Source organism: Vagococcus sp. QWL-13, from assembly GCF_058683555.1.
The window spans coordinates 1,965,107-1,989,914 of record NZ_CM178746.1 but is presented as its reverse complement, the minus strand read 5'-3'; the positions used below and the strand labels follow the sequence as shown (position 1 = coordinate 1,989,914).

The following is a 24,808-nucleotide window of genomic DNA, read 5'->3' as shown; positions in this document are numbered from 1 at the left end:
ATGAAAATCGAGTTTCAAACAGATGTAGGAAAAAGAAGAACGACCAATCAAGATTCAGTCGGTATTTTTTTCAACCGAGAACAGGTTCGTCTAGCAATTGTTGCTGACGGAATGGGAGGTCATCAGGCAGGAGATATTGCCAGTCAGCTGACTGTGTCAGATTTGGGAAATATTTGGCGGGAAACAAATTTGACTGATCAAGAAGATGTCGTTAAGTGGCTGTTGGAAAATATCCAGCGCCTGAATGAAAAAATCTTCGAAGAGGGTCAAGACAACCCCGGACAGACAGGGATGGGGACAACGATTGTTGCGGCCGTTCTGTTAGGAGCTACCGTTGTGTTGGCCAATGTGGGAGACAGCCGTTCCTATTTGATCCGCGAAGACACCATCAAGCAAGTAACAGAGGACCACTCTTTAGTGAATGAACTGGTCAAAACTGGAGAAATCACGGAAGAAATGGCGATGACCCATCCAAGAAAAAATGTCCTGGTGCGTTCTTTGGGAATTCCGGGCACTGTTGAAATTGATGTCACTAGTTTTGAACTATTGGAAGGAGACAGATTATTACTTTGTTCCGACGGATTGAGTAATATGGTCCCCGATGATATGATGCTGACGATTATTTCGCAAACTGATGAATTAAAACAGGCAGTTGAGACTTTGATAAAGCAGGCAAATGAAGCTGGAGGCAGAGATAATATCACTGTTTTGCTGGTAGATTACGAAAGAAAAGCAGGTGAACAGTCCCATGGTTGAAATAGGTGATATGATAAATGGCCGTTATAAGGTCATCGGAAATGTCGGGAGCGGCGGAATGGCCAATGTTTTTCTGGCTCATGACCTGATTTTGGACCGTGATGTGGCCGTCAAAGTATTACGCTTTGACTTTTTAGATGACAAAGCAGCTATCCGTCGCTTTCAGCGTGAAGCTTTAGCATCTTCAGAATTAGTCCATCCTAATATCGTCGGCGTCTATGATGTAGGCGAAGAAGACGGCAGACAATATTTGGTGATGGAGTATGTCAAAGGAACAGATTTAAAAAAATATATTCAGCATAATTATCCGATTCCCTTGGAGAATGTGGTTATCATCATGCGCCAAATTCTTGCGGCCATCTCATTGGCCCATGAACACCGGATCATCCACCGGGATTTAAAACCGCAAAATATTTTGATGGATGAAGACGGCAATGTGAAAATCGCTGACTTTGGGATCGCTATTGCCTTATCAGAAACATCCCTGACCCAGACGAACACACTGCTGGGCTCAGTTCACTATTTATCTCCCGAACAAGCAAGGGGCAGCATGGCTACCCGTCAATCGGATATCTATGCTTTGGGAATCATTTTGTATGAACTTTTATCTGGCTCGGTGCCATTTGAAGGCGAATCAGCCGTGTCGATTGCATTGAAACACTTTCAATCAGAAATTCCTTCGGTCAGGGAAATCAACCCGGCAATTCCACAGGCTTTGGAAAATGTCATCTTAAAGGCAACGACAAAAGAAGCTGCTGACCGCTATGTTTCCGCTGATGAGATGGCGAATGATATCGCAACGAGCCTTTCGGCAGACAGAGCGAACGAAGCGAGATTTGAACCTCAATCTATGATTGAAGAAACTAAGGTACTGACACCAATCACTGCGGGGGATATGCCTGAAGCGTTTCACGCGATGGAACAGCCACCTGCTCCTGCAGAGCATTCTTTGGAGAAGCAGGAAGATCAGGAAGACGGCAAAAAAATTAAAAAGAAAAAGAATCGTGCCAAATTTTGGGTGCTGGGTATCGGAGTCGTTATCTTGGCAGTCGTTGGTTTCCTTATATTTGCCCCCCGGTCAGAAGCTGTGCCGGACGTATCAGGAAAATCTGTGGAAGATGCGCGGCAAATATTAGAGAATAAAGGGTTTAAAGTAGCCGATGAAATCGAGGAGGAGCCTAGCGATACTGTAGATGAAGGCTATGTCATCAAGACCAATCCGGTGGCTGACAGCAAAGTAGCAAAAGGCAAAGAAATCACATTGATCGTTAGTACAGGACCAGACTTGGCAGTGGTCGGCGATTATTTTAATATGACGTTTGAAGAAGCTAGACGTGACTTGATAGAATTAGGATTCAAGCGGGAAAATATCGAAAAAATCGAAGAGGAAAATGGGGATGTAGACGCCGGCAGGGTATTTTCTCAAGAGCCTGGTGCCGGTTCTAAAATTCCTAAAGATCGGGAAATTACTTTGAAAGTCAGCAAAGGACAAACAAAGGTGACTCTCAAAGATTTGACGGGCTGGTCTCAAGGGGATGCTATTGACTACATAAATGACAATGGATTAACTTATTCTATTCAGGAAGTACACTCAGACACCGTTCCTGTCGGCAGAGTTGTTAGAACTTCTCCGAGTTCAGGTGTAGTACTTGTGAAAGGCAACATGGTGGCCCTGATCATTTCTTCAGGCCCAGAGCCAGTACCTGATCCTCCAGAAACTAAGGAACCTGAACCAAAACCCGATCCAGAACCTGAGCCGGAACCTGCAGATAACGGAGCCGATGACTCTGATAATAAAACTGGGGATAATGAAGGCGGGAATTAAAGGAAAGAAACTGTTGGTTTTCAGCTGACAGTTTCTTTTTCTTTGTAAAAAAGAGTATGTTATACTGGAACTGTTAGTGAAAACTCTGGCCAACATAAAGGAGGGATTGGCTTGTCAAGAGGGCAGATTAGAAAAGCTTTAAGCGGGTTTTATTATGTTTATTCCGAAGGGGAAACCTATCAGACACGTGCGAGGGGGAACTTTAGGAATAAAAATATCACTCCTCTGGTAGGGGATGAAGTGATTTTTAAAAGCGACTCGACAACAGACGGCTATTTACTTGAAATTTTACCGAGGAAAAATGAGTTGATTCGTCCGCCGGTTGCTAATATCGATCAGGCGGTAATCATTGTCAGTTGTGTGGAACCCGATTTTTCTGCCAATCTTTTAGATCGTTTTTTAGTCTATCTGGAATATCATCAAATCATTCCCATCGTCTATATGACCAAAACGGATTTATTAGACGAAGATTCTTATAGAGAAATAGAAATGGCCTGCCGGTATTATCAGAAAATCGGCTATGATGTTTTGCTTCCCAAGTTTCAAGACCCCGACTCGCTTTTAGCGGAGCTTGAAAGATATTTCCCCGAAAACATCACTGTTTTTATGGGCCAAACCGGAGCGGGAAAATCTACCTTGATTAATAAAATCTCTCCTGAGCTGGCTTTGGAGACAGGAGAAATTTCTAAGTCTCTGGGAAGAGGAAAGCATACCACAAGGCATGTTGAATTTATCCCGTTACTGGACGGCTTAGTGGGAGACACTCCCGGATTCAGCGCTATTGATTTGCCTGATATGGCTTTAAGCGAGCTGTCCAAACAGTTCATAGAAATGAGGCGGGCCAGTGAATTTTGTAAATTCCGCGAGTGCCGTCATGTCCATGAGCCGGCTTGTGAAGTTAAAAAACAAGTGGAACAGGGCGAAATTTCTGAGCAGCGTTATAAAAATTATTTACAAATGCTGGATGAGTTGGAAAACAGAAAACCTTTATACGGTCGCAGCAAAAATTAAATTAGGAGGATGAGTAAGATGAAAATTGCACCGTCGATTTTAAGTGCGGATTTTGCAAATTTAGAAAGAGATGTAGTGATGGTGGAGGAGGCAGGTGCAGATTACATCCACATCGATGTGATGGATGGGCAGTTTGTTCCTAATATCACCTTAGGCCCGAACATTGTGGCTGCTTTGAGACCAGTGACAAAATTGCCGCTAGATGTTCATCTGATGATTGTCGAACCGGAAAAATATATAGACGATTTCGCCAAGGCGGGAGCAGATTTTATTGTGATTCATGCTGAAAGTACCCATCATCTGCATCGGGGCATCCAGCAAATCAAGTCTCTTGGAGTAAAAGCAGGAGTCGTCATCAATCCCGGCACACCGGTCTGTGCAATCGACCCTGTGTTATCGATGGTTGATATGGTATTGATCATGACTGTAAACCCCGGCTTCGGCGGTCAATCATTTATTCCTGAAACTTTAGAAAAAGTCAAAGCGGTTGCTGATTTGAAAAAATCTAAAAACTATACTTATGAAATAGAAGTAGACGGCGGAGTGACAGACGAAACAATCAAGCAATGTGCGGAAGCAGGAGCAGATGTTTTTGTGGCAGGTTCCTATATTTATGCAAGTGATGACCCAGCTAGACAGATTCAAAAATTAAAGGATGCGCTTAAATAAATGACTTCAGTAATCCTAGCAGCAGGAGGGCCTACTGAACTTTGGCCCGATATTAAAAATGATTTTTTTTCTTCTTCCATTTGGGTAGGAGTAGACCGGGGCACGTGGCATTTGCTGGAAAAAGGAATCATCCCCCACATGGCGGTGGGAGATTTCGATTCATTGACAAAAGATGAATTGGCACTGGTGGAGAAAAATGTTGCTGCAATCCACTATGCTCAACCGGAAAAAGATTTTACAGATACGGAGCTGGCTGTCCAAAAAGTTTTTGACACCTACCCGGAAGCGTCGCTGAGCATAATTGGCGCTACCGGCGGACGTTTGGATCACCTACTGTCGAATTTGTGGCTGCCCTTTAATCCGGTACTGGCTCCTTATACTTCCCAAATATCTATTGTGGACAGGCAAAACAGTCTTACTTACTATTTGCCGGGGGAGTATATCGTTGAAAAGGAGGCGGACAAAAATTATTTGGCGTTTGTCTGCTTGACGGAAGCGAAAGACTTGACTCTTTACGATACTAAATATCTTCTGACTGACCAATATGTTCCTCGCCCGATTAGCTATGCCAGTAATGAGTTTACTGGAAAATCAGCTAGATTTTCCTTCAGCGAGGGAATCATTGCAGTGATTCAGAGCAAAGACGATAAAAAAAACTGTTAGCAAATTTGCTAACAGTTTTTTACTGTATTAAAATTAAACACGCTCAACTTTACCTGATTTCAAAGCACGAGTTGAAACCCAAACTTTCTTAGGCTTACCATCCACTAAAATACGAACTTTCTGCAGATTAGGTTTCCAAGTACGTCTAGATGCATTCAGTGCGTGAGAACGGGAGTTGCCAGTTCTAGTTTTGCGTCCAGTAATATAACATTCTTTTGCCATGTTCCTTCCTCCTTTGCTTTGATCTCGGAGCGTTTATCGACTAGCTCATACTAGAATAATTTATCATAAACCTTGAATGAATGCAAGGGGAAAAGATGGATACTAAATGAAACTTTCAAGTAAATTTTTCAAAAATTAAGCGAATTTTTTAAATAGTTTCACTCTGACAAGTGAGTTAACCTTTTAAATTAACAAGTACTATGATAAAATAATGTAAGAAAATGGCCTTTTGTGCCCTAAGGAGGATTAGTTTTATGGCTGTAAAAATTAATACACAAGCAGGAACCATTGAAATTAGCAATGATGTGATTGCCACTGTTGTAGGAGGCGCAGCAACAGATATCTATGGTATCGTCGGTATGGCTAGTAAACATCAGATTAAAGATAATTTAAGTGATATCCTTCGCAAAGAGAACTATTCCCGTGGAGTAGTCGTGCGCCAAGAAGAAAACGGTGTAGCGGTAGATGTATATACGATTATTAGTTATGGGACAAAAATTTCTGAAGTTTGCCGAAATGTCCAAGAAAAAGTAAAATACAATTTGGAAACGATGTTGGGAATCACTGCAAATTCAGTGAACGTTTTTGTTCAGGATGTACGTGTACTGCCAGACTAGTTGTCGGATCAATGGAATCTCAAGGAGGATTATTCAAGTGGAAATCAAACAAATCAACAGTGGGCAGTTTCAAGCGATGGTTAGAGCGGGTTCTGTTCGGTTGGAACAAAATGCGGAATATGTCAATTCGTTGAATGTCTTCCCTGTACCTGACGGGGATACAGGGACTAATATGAATTTATCAATGACCAGCGGAGCAAAGGCAGTGACGAACTCAGTGTCTGAGCACGTAGGAGAGCTGACTCAGTTGTTGTCAAAAGGACTTTTGATGGGTGCCAGAGGAAACTCGGGCGTCATTTTATCTCAGCTGTTCAGAGGATTTTCAAAAGCAGTCAAAGAAGAAAAGACTTTAAACAGCCAGCAATTTGCAGCTGCTTTTGCCAATGGAGTGGAAACAGCCTATAAAGCGGTCATGAAGCCGGTGGAAGGGACAATCTTGACGGTTGCCCGTGAAAGTGCCCGCGCAGGGATTAAAAAAGCTCAGAAAACAGATGATTGTGTGGCAGTGATGGAAGAAGTTGTCAGAGCTGCAAAAAAATCATTGGAGAAAACACCAGATTTGCTGCCGGTGTTAAAAGAAGTTGGGGTAGTGGACAGCGGGGGACAAGGACTGGTTTTCATTTATGAAGGCTTTTTAGAAGTGCTTTCCGGAAAAGTTGCTGAACTGCCAATCTACCAGCCAAGTCCGGCAGAAATGACAGAGATGGTCAATGCCGAACACCACCGGAGTGTGGCAGGCCATGTTTCAACTGATGAGATAAAGTACGGCTACTGTACGGAAATCATGGTAAAAATCGGCGAGGGAGAGACTGTTGACAGTAAATTTGATTACGATACTTTTCGCAATTATTTAAGCGGTCTGGGAGATTCTTTATTAGTAGTTGCTGATGATGAAGTGATAAAAGTCCATGTGCATACAGAATATCCGGGAGAAGTAATGAACTATGGTCAAAAATTCGGTTCATTGATGAAAATCAAGGTAGACAATATGCGTCTGCAACATGAAACGATTTTAGAAGCAGATCAAGAAAATGCGCAACAAAAACCGGAAACCCGCAAGCCTTACGGTGTGATTGCAGTGGCAGCAGGTAAAGGCGTTCAAGAGCTGTTCAAAAGTTTAGGAGCTCACTATGTTATCAGCGGCGGACAAACTATGAATCCAAGTACAGAGGATATCGTGAAAGCAATCGAAGAAGTCCATGCTGAGAAAGTGATCATCCTGCCTAATAATAAAAATATATTTATGGCTGCAGATCAGGCGGCAGAAGTGAGTGATGTGCCTGCCATCGTGATTCCTGCGAAAACAATTTCCCAAGGAATGACAGCCATGCTGGGATTCAATGACCAACTGTCTCTTGAAGAAAATCAGGAAGCAATGACTGAAATGCTGGATGAGGTTATCAGCGGACAGTTGACGACAGCAATCAGAGACACCACAATCAATGGTTTGGAAATCCGTAAAGATGAATTTATCGGAATGGTGGACGGAGATATTGTCGTTTCAACACCGGATCGTCTTGAAGCAGCAGTAGAAACAATCAAACGTATGCTGACAGAGGACAGTGAGATCGTCACCATTATCTTTGGAGAAGAGGCAGCTGCTGTGGAAGCCAATCAAATCAAAGAGCAGATCGAGTCTCTTGATGAAGAGCTTGAAGTTGAAATTCATCAAGGAGACCAGCCGGTGTATCCATACTTATTCTCAGTAGAATAGGTGTTGTCATAAAAGCCGAAGCCAAACATTTTGTTTGGCTTTTTTTAAATCAATGAGGTGAGCCAGAGTGAAGAGTTTGCAGGACAGTGTGGCCGTACTCTCGGGAGTGGGGCCGAAAAGACTGGAACATTTGAATAATTTAGGAATTAATACCATTGAAGACTTGCTGACATATTTTCCTTTTCGCTACAATGATTTTCAGGTACGCTCCATTGAAAACATCGCCGATCGGGAGAAGGTAGTGCTGAAAGGTCAAGCAATCACAGAGGCAGTCGTTTCCCATTACGGTTACCGGAAAAACCGCTTGAATTTTAAAATGCTGCAAGACCATGCCGTAGTCAACGTGACTTTTTTTAATCAGCATTATCTGCAAAATCAGGTCGTTCAGGGAGAAGACATTGCAGTTTTCGGGAAGTGGGACGACAAAAGGAAATCTCTAATGGGCATAAAAATTTTAGGCTCAGGAAATCCGGAAGATGAATTTTCCCCTATCTATCATGTGAATAAACATATCCGCCAGCGGACACTGGTGGATTTGATCGGAAAAGCATTGGGAGAATACCAAGAGCTGATTGAAGAATGGCTGCCCGAAAAGCTTATCAAAAAATATCATTTTTTAGACAGAAAAGAAGCCGTAAAACAAATGCATTTCCCGCAGGACATGGGGATGAATGAAGAAGCTAGAAGGCGGATTATCTTTGAGGAATTTTTTGAATTTCAGATGCGGATGCAGGAATTGCGTTATCAGGAAAAGGTTTTGGCCCAAGGCTTAGAAATTTTATATGATGTGGCACAACTCAAAGCGTTTATCGCAGACTTGCCCTTTGAATTGACAGATGCACAGAAACGGGTGACCAATGATATTTGCCGGGATTTGAGAAGCCCCCTCCACATGCACCGTTTGCTGCAGGGAGATGTGGGGAGCGGTAAAACGGTCGTAGCGGCAATCGTACTATATGCGGCAGTTACTGCCGGTTATCAGGGTGCTTTGATGGTACCGACAGAAATTTTAGCAGAGCAGCATTTCCTCAGTCTGATAAAATTATTTGAACATTTCGATGTTAGCATCGCTTTGTTGACAGGTTCCACCAAAGCGAAAGAACGCCGGGAGATTTTATCCCATCTGGCTAATCATCAGCTGGATATCGTTATCGGTACCCATGCGCTGATTCAAGAAAGTGTGAATTTTCATAAACTTGGTTTGGTGATTACAGATGAACAGCATCGTTTTGGTGTCAATCAAAGAAAATTGCTGCGGGAAAAAGGAGACAACCCTGACGTTTTGTTTATGACGGCAACACCCATTCCCCGGACACTGGCGATTACTGCTTACGGGGAAATGGATGTTTCCATCATTGACGAACTGCCTGCAGGGAGAATCCCGATTGTGACCAGATGGGTCAGACCTAAACAGTTGGAAACTGTGCTGGAATGGTCGAAAAAAGAGCTTCAAAAGGGTCATCAAATTTATGTCATCTGTCCTTTGATTGAAGAGTCGGAAGCTTTGGATTTGAAAAATGCTGAGGAAACGTATGAAATGCTTCATCATTTTTTTGCTCCCGAGTATCAGGTAGGTTTGCTTCACGGACGGATGAAAGCCGATGAAAAAGAAACCATCATGGAAAATTTTAAAAATAAGTCTTTAGATATACTGGTTTCAACGACGGTCATCGAGGTAGGCGTGGACGTTCCCAATGCGACGATTATGTTGATTATGGATGCAGATCGTTTCGGTCTGGCACAGCTGCACCAGCTGCGGGGCCGCGTCGGCAGAGGAAGCAAGGCTTCCTATTGTGTGCTGGTTGCCGACCCTAAAAATGACACTGGCGTTGAACGGATGAAAATCATGACAGAAACCAATGACGGCTTTGTTTTAAGCCAAAAAGATTTGGAGATGCGCGGACCCGGAGAGTTTTTTGGTGTCAGACAATCTGGCATTCCCCAATTTTTAGTGGGTGATATTGTGGCTGATTTTGACATGCTGGAACGTGCCCGTCAGGAAGCAGCAGCAATCTGGCAGGAAGACCAATGGTGGCAGCAAACTGAAAATCAAGCTCTCTCAGAATATTTGAAAAAACATCAGGGACGATCAGAGTTTGATTGATAAGCAGGAAATAAAAATTATGCTATAATATTAAAGATTGAACGTAAAGAAGTCCTTAAAAATTAAATCAATGCTGAATTTTTTGAGCTGTTTAAGGAACAACGAACCGTTATGAAAAGGAGTGACACTATGAGAATAGCAGTTGATGCCATGGGAGGAGATTATGCACCCAAGGCAATCGTAGAAGGCGTGATGCTGGCGAAGAAAGATTTCCCTGGCATTGAATTTCAATTGTACGGGAATGAAGCAGAAATAAAAAAATATGTGACTGACGAAAAAAACATCAAAATCATCCATACGGAGGAAAAAATCGAAAGTGATGATGAACCGGTCAGAGCAATTAGAAGGAAAAAGGAAGCCTCCATGGTTTTGGCAGCCAAGGCAGTCAAAGACGGGGAAGCTGATGCTGTTTTTTCTGCCGGAAATACGGGAGCATTGCTTGCCGCAGGATTATTCATTGTGGGACGTATTCCGAATGTGGAGCGTCCGGGACTGATGTCTACATTACCCACCTTTGATGAGAAAAAACAGGGATTCGATTTTATTGACATGGGAGCCAACGCAGATAATAAACCTGAACATATCTTACAGTTTGCCATCATGGCCTCCCATTACGCAGAAAATGTCAGAAAAATCACCGCTCCTCGAGTGGGTCTGTTGAACAACGGCAGTGAGGAATCAAAGGGCAGCGAGTTGACCAAGTCTGCTTATGAACTTTTAGCAAGTGAAGAAAGTATTCATTTTATCGGCAATGTGGAAGCCCGGGATATTTTAGGCGGTGTGGCTGATGTTGTCGTCACAGATGGTTTTACCGGCAATGCGGTTCTAAAGTCTATTGAAGGTACGGCACTGAATATCATGTCTGTATTGAAAGCTTCTATTTTAGATTCCGGTGTCAAGGGCAAGTTAGGCGCAGTTTTATTAAAAGACGCTTTAAAAAATGTGAAGAACGGTTTGGATTATTCCAGCTACGGAGGGGCAGTTTTATTTGGACTAAAAGCACCAGTGGTGAAGACTCACGGTAGTACAGGTCCCGAAGCTGTAGCGTACACAATCCGCCAAATTTCCGTGATGCTTGAGACAAAAATCACAGATGACTTGGTTGCTTTTTATGCTGAAAGAAAAAAATCTGAAAGTAAGGATTCTCTGTAGACCGCTATAGACAAATTGATAAAAAGTAAGTACAATAAGTCTAGAAATAACATACCACTACAGATAATTTGGAGGTGACAGGATTTGACACGTGAAGAAGTATTTGAAAAGGTACAAGGGATTATCTTGCAACATTTTGATATTGAAAAAGATAAAATCGTAGAAAGTTTAAGCATCAAGGACGATTTGGAAGCCGACTCGATAAAAATCATGGAGTTCGTTTTAGAATTGGAAGATGAATTTGGGACAGAAATATCCGACGAAGACGCTGAAAAAATTGAAACAGTCGGAGCAGCTGTTGACTATATAGCAACTCACTTATAATAAGATAGAACAGATGATTATTGTTGCCAAGCAAAATAATTGTCTGTTTTTCTTAAATGAGAAATCAATGAAATCTTCATGTGTAATCATGTTTAGTTGATTGAAAATAGACTAACATTTCAGTATAATCAGAGAATACTGGGGGATTTTATAGAAAAAAAGACAGTTTTTTAAAAAATGAAACTAGTGATTGCATCTCCTTAATGCAATTAAGAAACATTGAAAGAGGGGTATTATATGAGTAAAGAGGAGCAGCTGCTCGAAGTCCGAAATTTACATACTGGATTTCGAATCAAAGATACTTTTTACGACGCCGTGGACGATGTTTCTCTAACATTGGACAAAAATGAAATTTTAGCTATCGTTGGAGAATCAGGGTGTGGGAAAAGTACGCTAGCAACCACTATTATGGGGTTGCATAATCCTTTAAATACCAAATCGACAGGACAAGTAATTTACAAAGATTTGAATTTGCTGGAATTCAATGAAACACTGTATAACAAAATACGGGGAAATGACATTGGGATGATCTTTCAAGATCCTTTGTCAGCGTTGAATCCTTTGATGAGAGTCGGTGAGCAAATTGCCGAGTCGCTAAACTATCATACAAACTTTGATAAAAAACAGAGAGAAGCTCGAGTGATCGAACTGCTTGACCAAGTGGGCATCCCAAATGCCCAAAGAGTAGCAAAACAATATCCTCACGAACTATCCGGCGGTATGCGTCAGCGCGTCATTATCGCCATCGCCATCTCTTGCAAGCCTCCGATTATTATTGCCGACGAACCGACAACAGCACTGGACGTGACCATTCAAGCTCAAATTTTGGATTTATTGAAAGATCTGCAGAGGGAAACCGGTTCGGGTATTATTTTAATTACTCATGACTTGGCAGTTGTTGCGGAAATGGCAGACCGGGTTGCGGTGATGTATGCAGGACAAATTGTTGAGACGGCGCCTGTGGCTGAACTCTTTGGAAATCCCAAACACCCATACACTCGCTCACTGCTGAATTCCATTCCTCAAGAAGATTCGCCAGATGAAGACTTGCATGTTATTGAAGGTGTTGTTCCGTCTTTGACACAGATGCCAAGAACAGGTTGCCGCTTTGCTGCACGCATTCCTTGGATTCCGGCTGAAGCTCACGAAGAAGATCCGGGACTTCACGAGGTAGCACCGGGACATCATGTTCGCTGTACCTGCTACAAACAGTTTCATTTCAGGGATGAAGAAGGAGAAGTGCTATGAGTGAATTGCTGAAACTAAATGATTTAAAAGTACATTATCCTATCAGAAGCGGATTCTTCAACCGAATTACTGACTATGTCTATGCGGTAGACGGTGTGACATTGACCCTCGAACGGGGGAAAACTTACGGACTGATTGGAGAATCCGGTTCAGGGAAATCAACAATCGGCAAGTCAGTGGTCGGGTTAGAGAAAGTTACCAGCGGAGAAGTTGTCTATGAGGGTAACGATGTGACCAAGCGTTCGGTGAGAAAAGCTACCAAATATAATCAAGACGTTCAAATGATTTTTCAGGACTCAATGTCAAGTTTGAATCCGAAAAAACGAGTCATTGACATTATTGCAGAACCCATCAGAAACTTTGAAAATCTGACAGACTTGGAAGAAAAAAAACGTGTGCGCGAGATGCTCGACATCGTCGGAATGCCCACAGATTCGCTATATAAATATCCCCACGAGTTTTCCGGGGGACAACGTCAGCGTCTGGGTGTGGCACGGGCAGTGGCGACCAGTCCGAAACTGATTGTCGCTGATGAACCTGTATCAGCCCTAGATTTATCTGTGCAAGCACAAGTGCTGAATTTTATGAAACATATCCAGCAGCAGTATGATTTGAGTTATTTATTTATTTCCCATGACTTAGGGGTCGTCAAGTACATGTGCGACAATTTGGCAATCATGCATAAAGGACGGTTTGTTGAAGTCGGGACACGTGAAGACATTTATACAAATCCTCAACATATCTACACCAAGCGCCTGCTTTCGGCAATTCCGAAAATAGACGTGGAAAATCGTGAACAGCATAAAGCTCAGCGGCGTGGTGTTGAACAGGAATATCAGGAATTGATCAGCGACTATTATGATGAGAACGGTCGGGTCTATGACTTGCAAGATATTTCTTCCACCCATAAAGCGGCTGTGATTCATCATGAAAGTGAGGGAATGTAATCATGTGGAAAACGATTTTACGAAGAATTATTTTGATGATTCCTCAAGTCATTATTTTAAGTATGTTCATTTTTGCTTTGGCTAAGGCAATGCCCGGAGACCCTTTTACGGGACTGATTACGCCAAACACTGACCCTAACCGAATCGAGGAGCTGCGTGAAGAAGCAGGATTGAATGATCCATGGCCTACCCAGTATGTCAACTGGGTGAAAAATGCTGCCAAAGGAGATTTTGGTATCAGCTATGTCAAAAAAATGCCGGTTTCCCGTGTTATTGCTGACAAGGCAGTCAACACGATTTGGCTTTCGACCTTGGCTTTGATATTGACTTATGCGATTGCGTTACCTTTCGGGATGTTTGCGGGGAGGTATCAGAATTCGGTATTTGACCGGTTTGTCGTCGCCTACAACTATATCAGTTTTGCTGTGCCGCCTTTTGTTTTATCTTTGCTGATGATGTATGCATTCGGCTACAAGCTTGCCTGGTTCCCGACAAACGGCTCAGGAACAGTGGGTATACCTCATGGCACACTGGAGTTTTATGTGGATAAATTCAGACATATTATTTTGCCTGCCATCACACAAGCTTTGTTGGCAACTGCAGTCACGATTCAGTATTTGAGAACAGAAGTCATCGATTCAAAAGGCTTGGATTATGTTAAAACGGCACGTTCAAAAGGTGTGCCGGAAGGCAAAGTCTATACTCGGCATATTTTTAGAAATGCTTCATTGCCGGTGGCTTCCACCTTTGGTTATGAAATCACTGGTTTAATCGGCGGTTCGATTTTTATTGAAACAATCTTTGGTTATCCCGGCATCGGGAAGCTATTTATCGACTCTTTAAACGGACGGGATTATAGTGTAATCACAGCCCTTGTTTTGATTCTTGGTATTGCTACGTTAGTCGGTACGTTGTTGTCCGATATTATTTTAAGTATCGTTGATCCGCGAATCAGGATACAATAAACCAGTTGAGATGAGGAAGGGTGAAAAAAATGGCGGAAGTGACTCCCAGTGAAAGTCAACAAATAAGTGAAAGTACGGTCCCCATGGGATTTAACGTGATTGTCAGAGAGTTCAAGAAGGACAAAGTAGCGATTGCTTCGTTAGTGATTGTTGCCGTGCTTCTTTCGATTGCTTTCATAGGCTCGGCAATCATTGATACGAAAGAGCTGATGAAGGTCGATATTTTGAACCAGTATGCCAATCCTAGCAGCCAGCATTGGTTGGGAACGGATATTTCAGGTCGGGATGTTTTTGGAGAATTGATTGTTGGAGCAAAAAATTCGATTTTAATAGGTTTCAGTATTACAATCATAACATCTATCGTTGGTGTCTCCATTGGAATTATCTCAGGCTATTATGGCGGAATCGTGGATAATATTTTGATGAGAATCGTCGACTTTGTAATGATTTTGCCGATGCAAATGCTAATCATTGTGTTTGTTACAATCGTGCCGAAGTATAATATATTTTCTTTTGTGACGATTATGAGTGCCTTTTATTGGGTGGGAAAAGCCCGGTTATTTAGGAGCAAGACATTGTCAGAAGCTCGAAAAGATTACGTCAGTGCTTCAAAGACATTAGGCACTGGTGATTTTAAAATCATGTTCAGAGAAGTCATGCCTAATTTAAGTTCGCTAATCATTACCAATTTAACCATAAATTTTGCGGCGAATATCGGTATCGAAACAGGACTTAGCTTTTTAGGTTTTGGTTTCCCGTCAGACGTTCCCAGTCTAGGGACTCTGATTGGATTTGCCAAAGATTCTGATGTTTTAGTGAACAAAACATGGGTCTGGTTACCTGCATCATTATTTGTATTGATAATGATGTTGAGTATAAATTATATTGGTCAGGCGTTAGGGCGCTCGGCTGATGCAAAACAAAGATTGGGGTAAGAAAGGGGAAATAATGATGAAGAAAAAAGCACTAGGATTTATTGCACTTGCTGCTCTCCTGTCATTAGGTTTTACTGCTTGCGGCAGTAAAGACGGAGCAGACAAGTCGACAGACGGCGGAGAAAAAACGGAGGAAGCAGCGAAATTTCCATCAATGATCGAAAACGATGCAGAGTCTCTTGAGGGAGGAACTTTAAAGGTTGCAATGCCTTATGATACTCAGTTCCAAGGGGTGTTTTCATATGCTTTGTATGAAGATGCTTACGATGGGATGTTGTTAGAGCCTGCTGAACAATTTTTATTCAATACTGGCGAAGATTTCCGCTATGATGATACTGGTCTGGCGACTCCTGAACTTGATACTGAAAATAACAAAGTCACTATCACTTTGAAGGATGATTTGAAATGGTCCGACGGAGAGCCTTTAACGACTGATGATGTTATTTTCGCTTATGAAGTGGTGGCCCATAAAGACTATACCGGCGTTCGTTACGATGACCGTTTAGGAAATATCGTGGGTATGGCTGAGTATCATGCGGGAGAAGCTGACACAATTTCCGGAATCAAAAAAGTCGATGATAAAGTGGTGGAAATCACTTACAATGAAATAAATCCAAGTGTGGAATACGGCAGTGGTTTGCTTCAATACGCCATGCCAAAACATTATTTAAAAGATATCCCGGTCGCTAAATTAGTAGAGTCAGATGAAATCCGTAAAAATCCTGTAACGACAGGACCATACACGATTGCTAATGTTAAAACAGGTGAAAGTGTGGAATATGTTGCCAATGAACATTACTTCAAAGGCAGACCTAAGTTGGATAAGATGGTCATCACAGTGGTACCTAACTCAACGATTGTAGACGAACTAAAAGCAAAACGCTTTGACGTTGCTTTAGATATGCCATCAGACAGTTTTGAGAGCTACAAAGAAATTGAAGGATATCAAAACGTCGGCCGTGAAGAGTTGTATTATTCATACCTTGGTTTCAAATTTGGTAAATTTGATAAGGAAAAAGGAGAAGCTGTTTCCGATTCTAAAGCTAAAATGGCTGACAAGGCTTTGCGTGAAGCTATTGCTTACTCTATAGATACTGAACAGCTAGGTGAAAAAATCTATGACGGATTACGTGTACCTGCCAACTCAGTTATCGTACCTGCCTTTACAGACCTTCATGATTCAGAATTGGAAGCATTTAAGGCTGATCCAGAGAAGTCTAAAAAGATCTTGGAAAAAGCAGGTTATAAAGATACAAATGACGACGGTTTTGTGGAAGACAAAGAAGGTAAGGAACTGGTTATCAATCTGGCAGCAATGTCAGGCAGTGGCAGCTCAGAAACAGTGGCAGATTACTTCAAGCAAAGTATGGAAAATATCGGTCTGAAAGTGGAGTACACTACTGGACGTCTGATTGAATTAAACTCATTTTATGATAAAGTTTTAGGGGACAGTGACGATGTAGACGTGTACGCTGCTGCGTGGGGGGTAGGAACTGACCCTAACCCTGCCGAGTCATTTGGACGGACAGCACAGTTCAACATGATGAGATATACTTCCGAGGAAATGGATAAAGCACTGAAAGATATTGCTTCACAAAAAGCATTTGATGAAGACTTCAGTAAGAAAGCTTATAAAGATTTCCAAGCATTAGTTAAAAAGGATATCCCTGTGATTCCAATCAACTACAACTACCGTATTTCTGTTGTCAATGACCGGGTGAAAGGTTATAACTATAGTTACTATACGTCAGAAGAAATTCCAAATAACTGGTTTGGTGTTTCTGTGACAGAAGAAAAAACAAAATAATTTTTAAAAGTTTCTTGAGAGACTGACTGGAACGTCGGTCTCTTTCTTTTGGTTGTTCGTCAAATGGTGTTGATGATATTAAAACTGAATAGAGTTCATCCATCCGGTAGGGAATTTTTCTCTACCGGTTTTGTTATATTTGTTTAAAAATAAGTTCCTGTATGAGGTAGAGACTCTATTTAAATCAATTCTTTTGATTGTGGCAAAGAATTTTCTAATTGGAAAACCATCAGTAACATCAATGATATTGACATCTACTTTACCGATCCTGTCACACCTTCACAGCGTGGTCTCAATGAAAACTCTAATGGACTGTTACGTAGAGATGGCTTATTTAAGACCATGGATTTGAATGATATCACAAAACTCTCTATTCAATCTGTTACTTCAAAAAGAAATCATATCCCAAAGAAATTATTAAATTATCAAACACTGTTGAAAGTATTTATGATCAACGTAAATAAAGATGATTTGTCTAGTTTAATTTGGCAAATGTAACAATGAAAAAAGGCAGACAAATCAGTTTTTGATTCATCAGTTCAATAAATTATAGAGCCTAAAAAAACTAGTAGATAATTTCTACTTGACATTCGGGAACACATATTAGTAAAAAAATAAATAGTTTCTACGGATTACCCTTCTAATGTTTACTAAAATATAAGTATTTTAGTTATATTATTTATGGATAAATTGGAGATTACAAAAAAACGCTTTCTTTAAGTGGCTTAATAAGCTATAATGTTCGTGAGGTATATAAATTTTACGTAAAATAAAGGAGATTTAAAAATGAGGAGAAAAAATCTATATATTTTTTCTATAATTTTAGTAATAATAATTATTTTTATTATTTCCCGCCCTAATCAATTTGGAGATATTAATACAAAAAAAATTAGTATTGAAGAACTTATTACTTATGGAGAAAAGAATTCTAATAGAGTAGCTAAACAGTTTTCAGATAAATACGGAATAAGTTCTTTTGGCAAAAAATTTTGGAAGACTGATTATAATGATGAAAAACCCATTGATGAGTTATATATTGCAGCACTCAATGATTTAAAAGACCATATAATTGTTTCTCAAATTGCTGAAGAACTTGAAATTATTGAACCAGTAAGTTTTTCTAGTGAGAAAAAAGAGTGGCAGAAAAATGGTAATGGCTTAGAATTATGGCAATTTTTAGATAATAAGGATAGCCAACTTATAGATAAAATCAAAACTGAACTTTTAAAAAAAGAGCCACCTACCAATGAAGAACTAAGAGAATCATTTGATCAATTGGATGATAAATATAAAAAATCAGAGTATATGATAGAAGCAGTTGAAATCATAACTGACAGTGAAGATAAAGAAAAATTAGAAGAAATTGCTGAAGAAATTCTGCCTGATAGTAATTTGGAACAAATATTATCTTATTTTAAAAAATCATTACCTGACTCTTTTATTACATCTTTTCATTTAAAAAGTGAAGAGATTCAAAAGGAAGATATTTACTCAATTGCTATTGGTGAAATATTAAGTGGTACACCGGTTGGTGAGATAGTAACCGGATATCATGAGCAGCAATTTTTTTATACAGTAAACAAGGAAGGAGGGCAGCTATTAACGTTCGAGGAAGCACCAAAATTTGGTGAAACTTATTTCATTAATAAGAAATACGATGAAAAAATTGATGCCTATAAAAAGGAGGTCAGTGTTAAATTAACTAAAGAGGCAAAAAAACAGTTTATAAAACACTTTCAGAATTGACAAAGGAGTAGAAAATGAATTCAAAAATGGTTTTAAAATATTCGCGCATGATATTATCAGTTTTATTAGTTCTTGTACATTTGAATGTTTCCACTTTATTTGTTTATGGAGAAGAAATAAAAACCGAGGGATTAATTTTTAAGTCAGAAGGAATTGCTGAAAATGGAAGCACTTACTATGTAGATGGTGAAGATGGTAGCAATGATAATGATGGACTTTCACCAAAATCTGCATGGAAAGATTTTAAAAAAGTCAATGAAACAAATTTTGAACCTGGTGATCACATTCTTCTCCATGCAAAAAGCACTTGGAACAATCAGTATTTACATCCAAAAGGGAATGGTTCAAAAGGGAATCATATTGTTATTGATATTTATGACACTGACTCGCAAGGCAATGCGGTTTTTGAATCTACAAGACGTCCCGTGATCAACGGTGGTGGAACTTATAGTATCGGTCAATACAAGAGAGCAATTTCCGGTACTGTTCAATTAGTAAATCAAGAGTACTGGGACATATCTAACCTTGAGGTAACAAACACTCCAGATTTGAATGATTTAGAAAGTTACAAAAAACCAGGAGATGCCCAGCGTGCAGGTATTTTGATTTGGGGTTATGAGCAAAATCGAACATTTAATAGTGTTAGGGTTCGTAACAATTATGTTCATGATGTGCAAACAGAATACTATTTAAATTTCGAAGGTCAAACTTCGACTAAACGATTAAAACCTGTAGGAGGAATTATTGTATTAGGGAGTTGGTTTGATGAAGATGGAACCATCGTTACTCCTCCCAATGATCATAGGACAACAACTGGATTTAATGACATCCTAATCGAAAACAATGTCGTTCAACGTGTGGGTCTAGAAGGAATACGTACAAAGGCAGATTCGGATACTTCTCAAGGAAATACTTTCCATAAAACATTTTCTAATATTGTAATACGAAACAATTATTTAGAAGACATTGCTGGAGACGGCATAGTTTTATCTGAAGTTAAAAGTGGTGGTGTCGTTGAGGGCAATGTTGCTGTTCGTATGTGTAATGCCGATTATGGGACACACAACTATGCCGGGGTTTGGGCAATGTCAGTAGATGATGGTGTTTTCCAATACAATGAAGTTTATGGTATTCAATATGGATATAACGATGCGGAAGCTTATGATATAGATATGCAATCTAACAATGTTGTATATCAGTATAATTATTCTCATCATAATACAGGCGGATTTCTTTTGTTGATGTCTGACCAGAGAAATTCTGTTATTCGTTATAATATTTCGGCAAACGATGGCGGAGGAAACCGGGGAACAAGTAAGGATAATCCTGGAAAGGCTTCCAGTTACACGTATAAAGAGCAAAGTATTTTCCATTATTGGGTGAAAAATGACGGAGCAGCCATGCCATTGATTCATAATAATACTTTCTTTGTAGGCGATGGAATATCGACTTCCTTATTTGGAGAAGGTAATAGTAACGATAACAGCCGTACAGTTGCAAATTTCCATAATAATATTCTATACAAAGAAGGAGATGGAACATTAAAATTCTTGTCAAACTATCCTTCTAATGGAACTGAACCAGTCGAACGGAAAATGGTTGATAACCCAGAAAAGTACTTTAAAAATAATTTAATTTGGCCTAAAGAAGTAGCAACTGAAAAAAGTGGGGCAACGGTTGAAAAATTAGAAAAAGGAAATAATATTTTTGAGAAACCTAAACTAGCAATCACAGAAAATCAAGCGTTACTGGATGAACTTGGATCTCAAGAATTTTCAACAATGAATCCTGCAACGGACAGTGTTGCAGAATTCACATCAAAAGAGCGATTGAGAAAAAGGGCTTCTCTTTTTAATTTAGAAGAAGACTCACCTGCTGTCTCAAAAGGATTGTCAGCAAGTAATAATGCAAGTGAAGACTTTTTCGGTAATAGCTTGAAAAATAAAGTGTTAGATATCGGGGCGCATCAGGTTTCTAATTTTGAAAAGGTTACTGAATACAAAGATGTATTTTTGGAAATTGAATCTGCAACGGGAGTATATCCTAAACTGCCAGAAACCCTTGAGCTTGAATTTGAAGAATTAGTGAATGGAGAGATAGTTGGTTCTGGTAAAAAAGAATTTACAATTCAATGGGAAAGGATACCCCAAGATAAAGTGAATGCCCAAGGAAAAGTAGAAATAAAAGGGAACGCTGTGGGCATGAAAGAGGGTCAAGGGCAGATCACTGCTGAGGTAACCTTTACAGGAAAATTAGGAGAAGGAAAAGATATTGTTTCCTTTAAGACGTCGCAAACAGCTTTTGTACAAAAGAAAGAAGGGAATAAAGCCTATTCGGCAGAACCTGGTAATGTTAGTACAGTTGGTAGTGATGCCTATAAATATCCTTATGGCGTAAATTATTCCGGCAAGTATGGATTAAAATTGAAGAATGCAGGTGCTGCAGATTATAATCGTCGTATTTATGTGGAAATAGATACAAAGGAATTAGAAAAATATAAAGATTTAAAAGAAGCAAATCTCCAATTAAGTGTCATGAGATACGATGCTTGGGTAACAGCAGGCGACACAGATAATGAGAGGTTAAATAACACGCAATTTCAAATGGAAGTTTATGCAACAGATTCTAACTGGTCCAGTGAAACTGTCACGTGGAATAATGGACCATCGAATACGAGTGTTCCTAATGAAGAGTTTATTGCACGTAATTCATATAAGAATGCAGATATTATTGCCAATAATAATATCGTGAATGTTGATATCAGCAATTACATGAGGAGAATAGTCCAAAGTGAAGAATCCATTCCTGAAAAGATGAGTTTTCTATTAGTGATCACGGACAGCAAACTTCCTGGATATAATGCAGATAATGCTGGATTTGATGCATTTTCTAAAGAAGGAGCGAAACAAGCCTATCAAGATTTTATAGATGGCAAACTAAAATTATCTGAAGGGCAAGAAATCACTGAGGATACTTTAGCGCCAAAAATCGTCTTGTCCAATGTTTTTGAGTTAAAACATGAATTAATTAACATAGAAACTGAAGCTGGGAAGAAACCGATTCTACCAGGAAAGACGACGGTGTTTTATTCTGATGGAACAAAAAAAGAAGTAACGATCAATTGGCCTGAAATTTCAGCAGACCTTTATCAGAAGGAAGGTGAGTTTGAAGTAATAGGTAAAGCAGTGGGAGTAGCATTCCCTATTGTTGCAAATGTAAAAGTAACTTCTAAACATATTATTGGCTTTAATGAACTCCCTGCATTAGATAGATTCATTGGTACATCAAGAGATGAACTAGATATGCCGAATGAAGTAACAGCTATCTTAAACGATGATAGTGAAGTTGTACTAAAAGTTATTTCCTGGGATGATGATGTGAGTAACTATTCTCCAAGTAGTCCTCCAGGGAAGTATAGTTTTCCAGCGGCTTTAGAAGAAAAAGTTGGTATTTCTAATCCTAAGGAATTGAAAATATTCCAAAATGTAAATACACATGCAATTCCAGAAAGAATCGAGATTGAGCAGGAATCTGCGATCATTGCTCAAGGAAATCACTACGAAATAAAACTAAAAGTTGTTGGGAAAGAACCCTATATTGAAACTGATGATTGGAGCTCTCAAGTAGTATATGAATTGCTAGATAAAGCTAAAGCTGAAGAGCAGTCAGTGATGCCAATTATCAATGAAAAAGGTTTAATCACAACAACCTCAGATACCTCTATCGGCCAATATCAGGTACTCGTAACAAGTCAGGTTAGACCTGAAATAACAGCAACATTTTCTTTTGAAGTATCTCCACCGGCAGTAGACAAAGCCGCACTAAGTAGCACGGTTGAAGAAGCAGAGAAAAAAGACGAGTCGAAATATACCGCAGAAAGTTGGTCAGCGTTTGCAACGGCGTTAAAGGATGCAAAGGCAGTTTTGGCTAACCCTGAGGCGACACAGGCGCAAGTAAATGAAGCTGTTCAAACACTGGCTGAGGCTCAATCAGCTCTAGTGGAAGAAACAACTCCACCGGCAGTAGACAAAGCCGCACTAAGTAGCGCGGTTGAAGAAGCAGAGAAAAAAGACGAGTCGAAATATACCGCAGAAAGTTGGTCAGTGTTTGCAGCGGCGTTAAAGGATGCAAAGGCAGTCTTGGCTAACCCTGCGGCGACACAGGCGCAAGTGAATGAAGCTGCTCAAACACTGGCTGAGGCCCAATCAGCTCTAGTGGAAGAAACAACTCCACCGGCAGTAGACAAAGCCGCACTAAGTAGCGCGGTTGAAGAAGCAGAGAAAAAAGACGAGTCGAAATATACCGCAGAAAGTTGGTCAGTGTTTGCAACGGCGTTAAAGGATGCAAAGGCAGTCTTGGCTAACCCTGCGGCGACACAGGCGCAAGTGAATGAAGCTGCTCAAACACTGGCTGAGGCCCAATCAGCTCTAGTGGAAGAAACAACTCCACCGGCAGTAGACAAAGCCGCACTAAGTAGCGCGGTTGAAGAAGCAGAGAAAAAAGACGAGTCGAAATATACCGCAGAAAGTTGGTCAGTGTTTGCAACGGCGTTAAAGGATGCAAAGGCAGTCTTGGCTAACCCTGAGGCGACACAGGCGCAAGTGAATGAAGCTGCTCAAACACTGGCTGAGGCCCAATCAGCTCTAGTGGAAGAAACAACTCCACCGGCAGTAGACAAAGCCGCACTAAGTAGCGCGGTTGAAGAAGCAGAGAAAAAAGACGAGTCGAAATATACCGCAGAAAGTTGGTCAGTGTTTGCAACGGCGTTAAAGGATGCAAAGGCAGTCTTGGCTAACCCTGAGGCGACACAGGCGCAAGTGAATGAAGCTGCTCAAACACTGGCTGAGGCCCAATCAGCTCTAGTGGAAGAAACAACTCCACCGGCAGTAGACAAAGCCGCACTAAGTAGCGCGGTTGAAGAAGCAGAGAAAAAAGACGAGTCGAAATATACCGCAGAAAGTTGGTCAGTGTTTGCAGCGGCGTTAAAGGATGCAAAGGCAGTCTTGGCTAACCCTGAGGCGACACAGGCGCAAGTAAATGAAGCCGCTCAAACACTGACTGAAGCCCAATCTGAACTGGTAAAAGAGACAACTCCATCAAATAACTTGAAACTTTCCGATGGAAAATCAACAAACCTTTTAGGAAAATCGTTACCAAAAACAGGAGAAAATCCGTCGATTATACCAGTTGTTTTGGGATTAGGGATTTTGACAATAGTTTTATTTTCATATTCAAAGAAAATAACAAAAAAATAATTGCATTTCTAATTTTAGCCAGCTTCCTTTATTTAGGTTTGCCAGTTGTTGATAGCGTAAAAATATTTTGTGTAAATAGAAATTTGTAGTAGAAAAAGAATGTCCTATTCGGTCCTTTGTCTAACAGGACTGATGAGTAAAAATTAGTTTGGAACTAAGTAGAAGTACACACTGCTACTTGGTTCCTTTTTTATGATATTCTATAAATTTCTTTATCCACACCCAAAATTATACAATCAATAATACATGAATTTTGACTATGACTTTTTACTCAAGTATTTGATTCGGATATCAACTTGCAAATAATGAGAATTTTAAATTTTTAACAGACAAAGGGCAAATTTCCAGAAAAATGTGATATCCTAATATTATCAATAAAATTTATGATAATGTTCGCTTTAATTAGAAATTTTACAGTGTACTATTTAAAAAATCCAGCGAGTATAATTTAGCTAAAAAATGTTCATAAAATTTATAAATCCGCAGTTTTAATCAGTCTGTCATTGTAAATGAAGAATGTTTATTTTTACAAAGTTGAAGATGGTTAAATGGCTGTATGTATAAATAATAGGATAAACCGAAGCTATGTCTTTTAAAATTTAATGGTCTGACTTTGATGTTTTCAAAATATTAGAACAGACAGCTAGGCAGAATACTATTTAAGATTGAAATTGTTTTGCTGCTGGCATAAAAGCTTTGATTAAAGTAAAATTTAAGATGATAGATTAACAACGTTTATTGAATTTCTAGTACAGGAATTGATGCTGATTTTAGGTTTTAATAAATTAGTTTCAAGTGGGCAACCTTTGCACTAACAGAAGGAATTTATTTTTATCATTTATATAAAA

At 40.0% G+C, this 24,808-nt stretch carries 18 protein-coding genes and 2 pseudogenes; 19 read left to right on the top strand and 1 reads right to left on the bottom strand.

Going from position 1 to position 24,808, the window contains the following annotated elements; all coding sequences use genetic code 11:
• The 5 genes from AC4PHI_RS09165 (at position 1) to AC4PHI_RS09145 (ending at position 4,924) form a co-directional block, all read left to right on the top strand.
• Entirely contained in the window at positions 1–756 is a 756-nt protein-coding gene (locus tag AC4PHI_RS09165) for a Stp1/IreP family PP2C-type Ser/Thr phosphatase (protein ID WP_492199610.1), read from the top strand.
• Positions 749–2,581, top strand: a complete 1,833-nt coding sequence (gene pknB, locus AC4PHI_RS09160; protein WP_492199609.1) for a Stk1 family PASTA domain-containing Ser/Thr kinase — start codon at positions 749–751, stop codon at positions 2,579–2,581. The genes AC4PHI_RS09165 and pknB overlap by 8 nt, the downstream gene beginning before the upstream one ends.
• Before the next feature lie 105 nt (positions 2,582–2,686).
• On the top strand, positions 2,687–3,592 hold the full coding sequence (gene rsgA / locus AC4PHI_RS09155; protein WP_492201572.1) for a ribosome small subunit-dependent GTPase A: 906 nt from the start codon (positions 2,687–2,689) through the stop codon (positions 3,590–3,592).
• Between the two features lie 18 nt (positions 3,593–3,610).
• On the top strand, positions 3,611–4,261 hold the full coding sequence (gene rpe / locus AC4PHI_RS09150; RefSeq protein ID WP_492199608.1) for a ribulose-phosphate 3-epimerase: 651 nt from the start codon (positions 3,611–3,613) through the stop codon (positions 4,259–4,261).
• Positions 4,262–4,924, top strand: a complete 663-nt coding sequence (locus tag AC4PHI_RS09145) for a thiamine diphosphokinase (RefSeq protein WP_492199607.1) — start codon at positions 4,262–4,264, stop codon at positions 4,922–4,924.
• Positions 4,925–4,957: 33 nt separating this feature from the next.
• Here the strand turns inward: AC4PHI_RS09145 and rpmB are convergent, their stop codons facing one another.
• Positions 4,958–5,146 (bottom strand): 50S ribosomal protein L28, encoded by a 189-nt coding sequence (rpmB, locus tag AC4PHI_RS09140; protein WP_492199606.1) that lies wholly within the window; start codon positions 5,144–5,146, stop codon positions 4,958–4,960.
• A 254-nt stretch (positions 5,147–5,400) separates the two neighbouring features.
• On the opposite strand from rpmB, the gene AC4PHI_RS09135 reads away from it, so the two are divergent.
• The 14 genes and pseudogenes from AC4PHI_RS09135 (at position 5,401) to AC4PHI_RS09070 (ending at position 23,960) form a co-directional block, all read left to right on the top strand.
• Positions 5,401–5,763: an Asp23/Gls24 family envelope stress response protein gene (locus AC4PHI_RS09135; protein ID WP_126808190.1), complete on the top strand. Its 363-nt coding sequence runs from the start codon at positions 5,401–5,403 to the stop codon at positions 5,761–5,763.
• A gap of 37 nt (positions 5,764–5,800) precedes the next feature.
• The gene (locus tag AC4PHI_RS09130) at positions 5,801–7,477 is read left to right on the top strand and encodes a DAK2 domain-containing protein (RefSeq protein WP_492199605.1); all 1,677 of its coding nucleotides are present in this window, start codon (positions 5,801–5,803) and stop codon (positions 7,475–7,477) included.
• Between the two features lie 67 nt (positions 7,478–7,544).
• A complete protein-coding gene (recG, locus tag AC4PHI_RS09125) occupies positions 7,545–9,581 on the top strand; it encodes an ATP-dependent DNA helicase RecG (protein WP_492199604.1) in 2,037 nt (678 codons plus the stop codon).
• Positions 9,582–9,710: 129 nt separating this feature from the next.
• On the top strand, positions 9,711–10,733 hold the full coding sequence (plsX, locus tag AC4PHI_RS09120; protein ID WP_492199603.1) for a phosphate acyltransferase PlsX: 1,023 nt from the start codon (positions 9,711–9,713) through the stop codon (positions 10,731–10,733).
• An 84-nt stretch (positions 10,734–10,817) separates the two neighbouring features.
• Positions 10,818–11,057, top strand: coding sequence for an acyl carrier protein (acpP, locus tag AC4PHI_RS09115; RefSeq protein WP_492199602.1), 240 nt, complete (start codon positions 10,818–10,820; stop codon positions 11,055–11,057).
• A gap of 237 nt (positions 11,058–11,294) precedes the next feature.
• On the top strand, positions 11,295–12,305 hold the full coding sequence (locus AC4PHI_RS09110) for an ABC transporter ATP-binding protein (RefSeq protein WP_492199601.1): 1,011 nt from the start codon (positions 11,295–11,297) through the stop codon (positions 12,303–12,305).
• Positions 12,302–13,252: an ATP-binding cassette domain-containing protein gene (locus tag AC4PHI_RS09105; RefSeq protein ID WP_492199600.1), complete on the top strand. Its 951-nt coding sequence runs from the start codon at positions 12,302–12,304 to the stop codon at positions 13,250–13,252. Before AC4PHI_RS09110 ends, AC4PHI_RS09105 begins: the two co-directional genes overlap by 4 nt.
• Positions 13,253–13,254: 2 nt before the next feature.
• Complete coding sequence (opp4B, locus tag AC4PHI_RS09100; protein WP_492199599.1) at positions 13,255–14,217, top strand: oligopeptide ABC transporter permease; 963 nt, start codon at positions 13,255–13,257, stop codon at positions 14,215–14,217.
• Positions 14,218–14,246: 29 nt separating this feature from the next.
• Complete coding sequence (locus AC4PHI_RS09095; RefSeq protein ID WP_492199598.1) at positions 14,247–15,152, top strand: ABC transporter permease; 906 nt, start codon at positions 14,247–14,249, stop codon at positions 15,150–15,152.
• 16 nt (positions 15,153–15,168) lie between these two features.
• On the top strand, positions 15,169–16,959 hold the full coding sequence (locus AC4PHI_RS09090) for an oligopeptide ABC transporter substrate-binding protein (RefSeq protein WP_492199597.1): 1,791 nt from the start codon (positions 15,169–15,171) through the stop codon (positions 16,957–16,959).
• A gap of 189 nt (positions 16,960–17,148) precedes the next feature.
• Positions 17,149–17,457: pseudogene (locus tag AC4PHI_RS09085) on the top strand (IS30 family transposase); the annotation flags it as partial.
• A 288-nt stretch (positions 17,458–17,745) separates the two neighbouring features.
• The gene (locus AC4PHI_RS09080) at positions 17,746–18,705 is read left to right on the top strand and encodes a hypothetical protein (protein WP_492199596.1); all 960 of its coding nucleotides are present in this window, start codon (positions 17,746–17,748) and stop codon (positions 18,703–18,705) included.
• 14 nt (positions 18,706–18,719) lie between these two features.
• Positions 18,720–22,919: pseudogene (locus AC4PHI_RS09075) on the top strand (Ig-like domain-containing protein); the annotation flags it as partial.
• Positions 22,920–23,960, top strand: a complete 1,041-nt coding sequence (locus tag AC4PHI_RS09070; RefSeq protein WP_492201571.1) for an LPXTG cell wall anchor domain-containing protein — start codon at positions 22,920–22,922, stop codon at positions 23,958–23,960.
• The last annotated feature ends 848 nt before the right edge of the window (positions 23,961–24,808 follow it).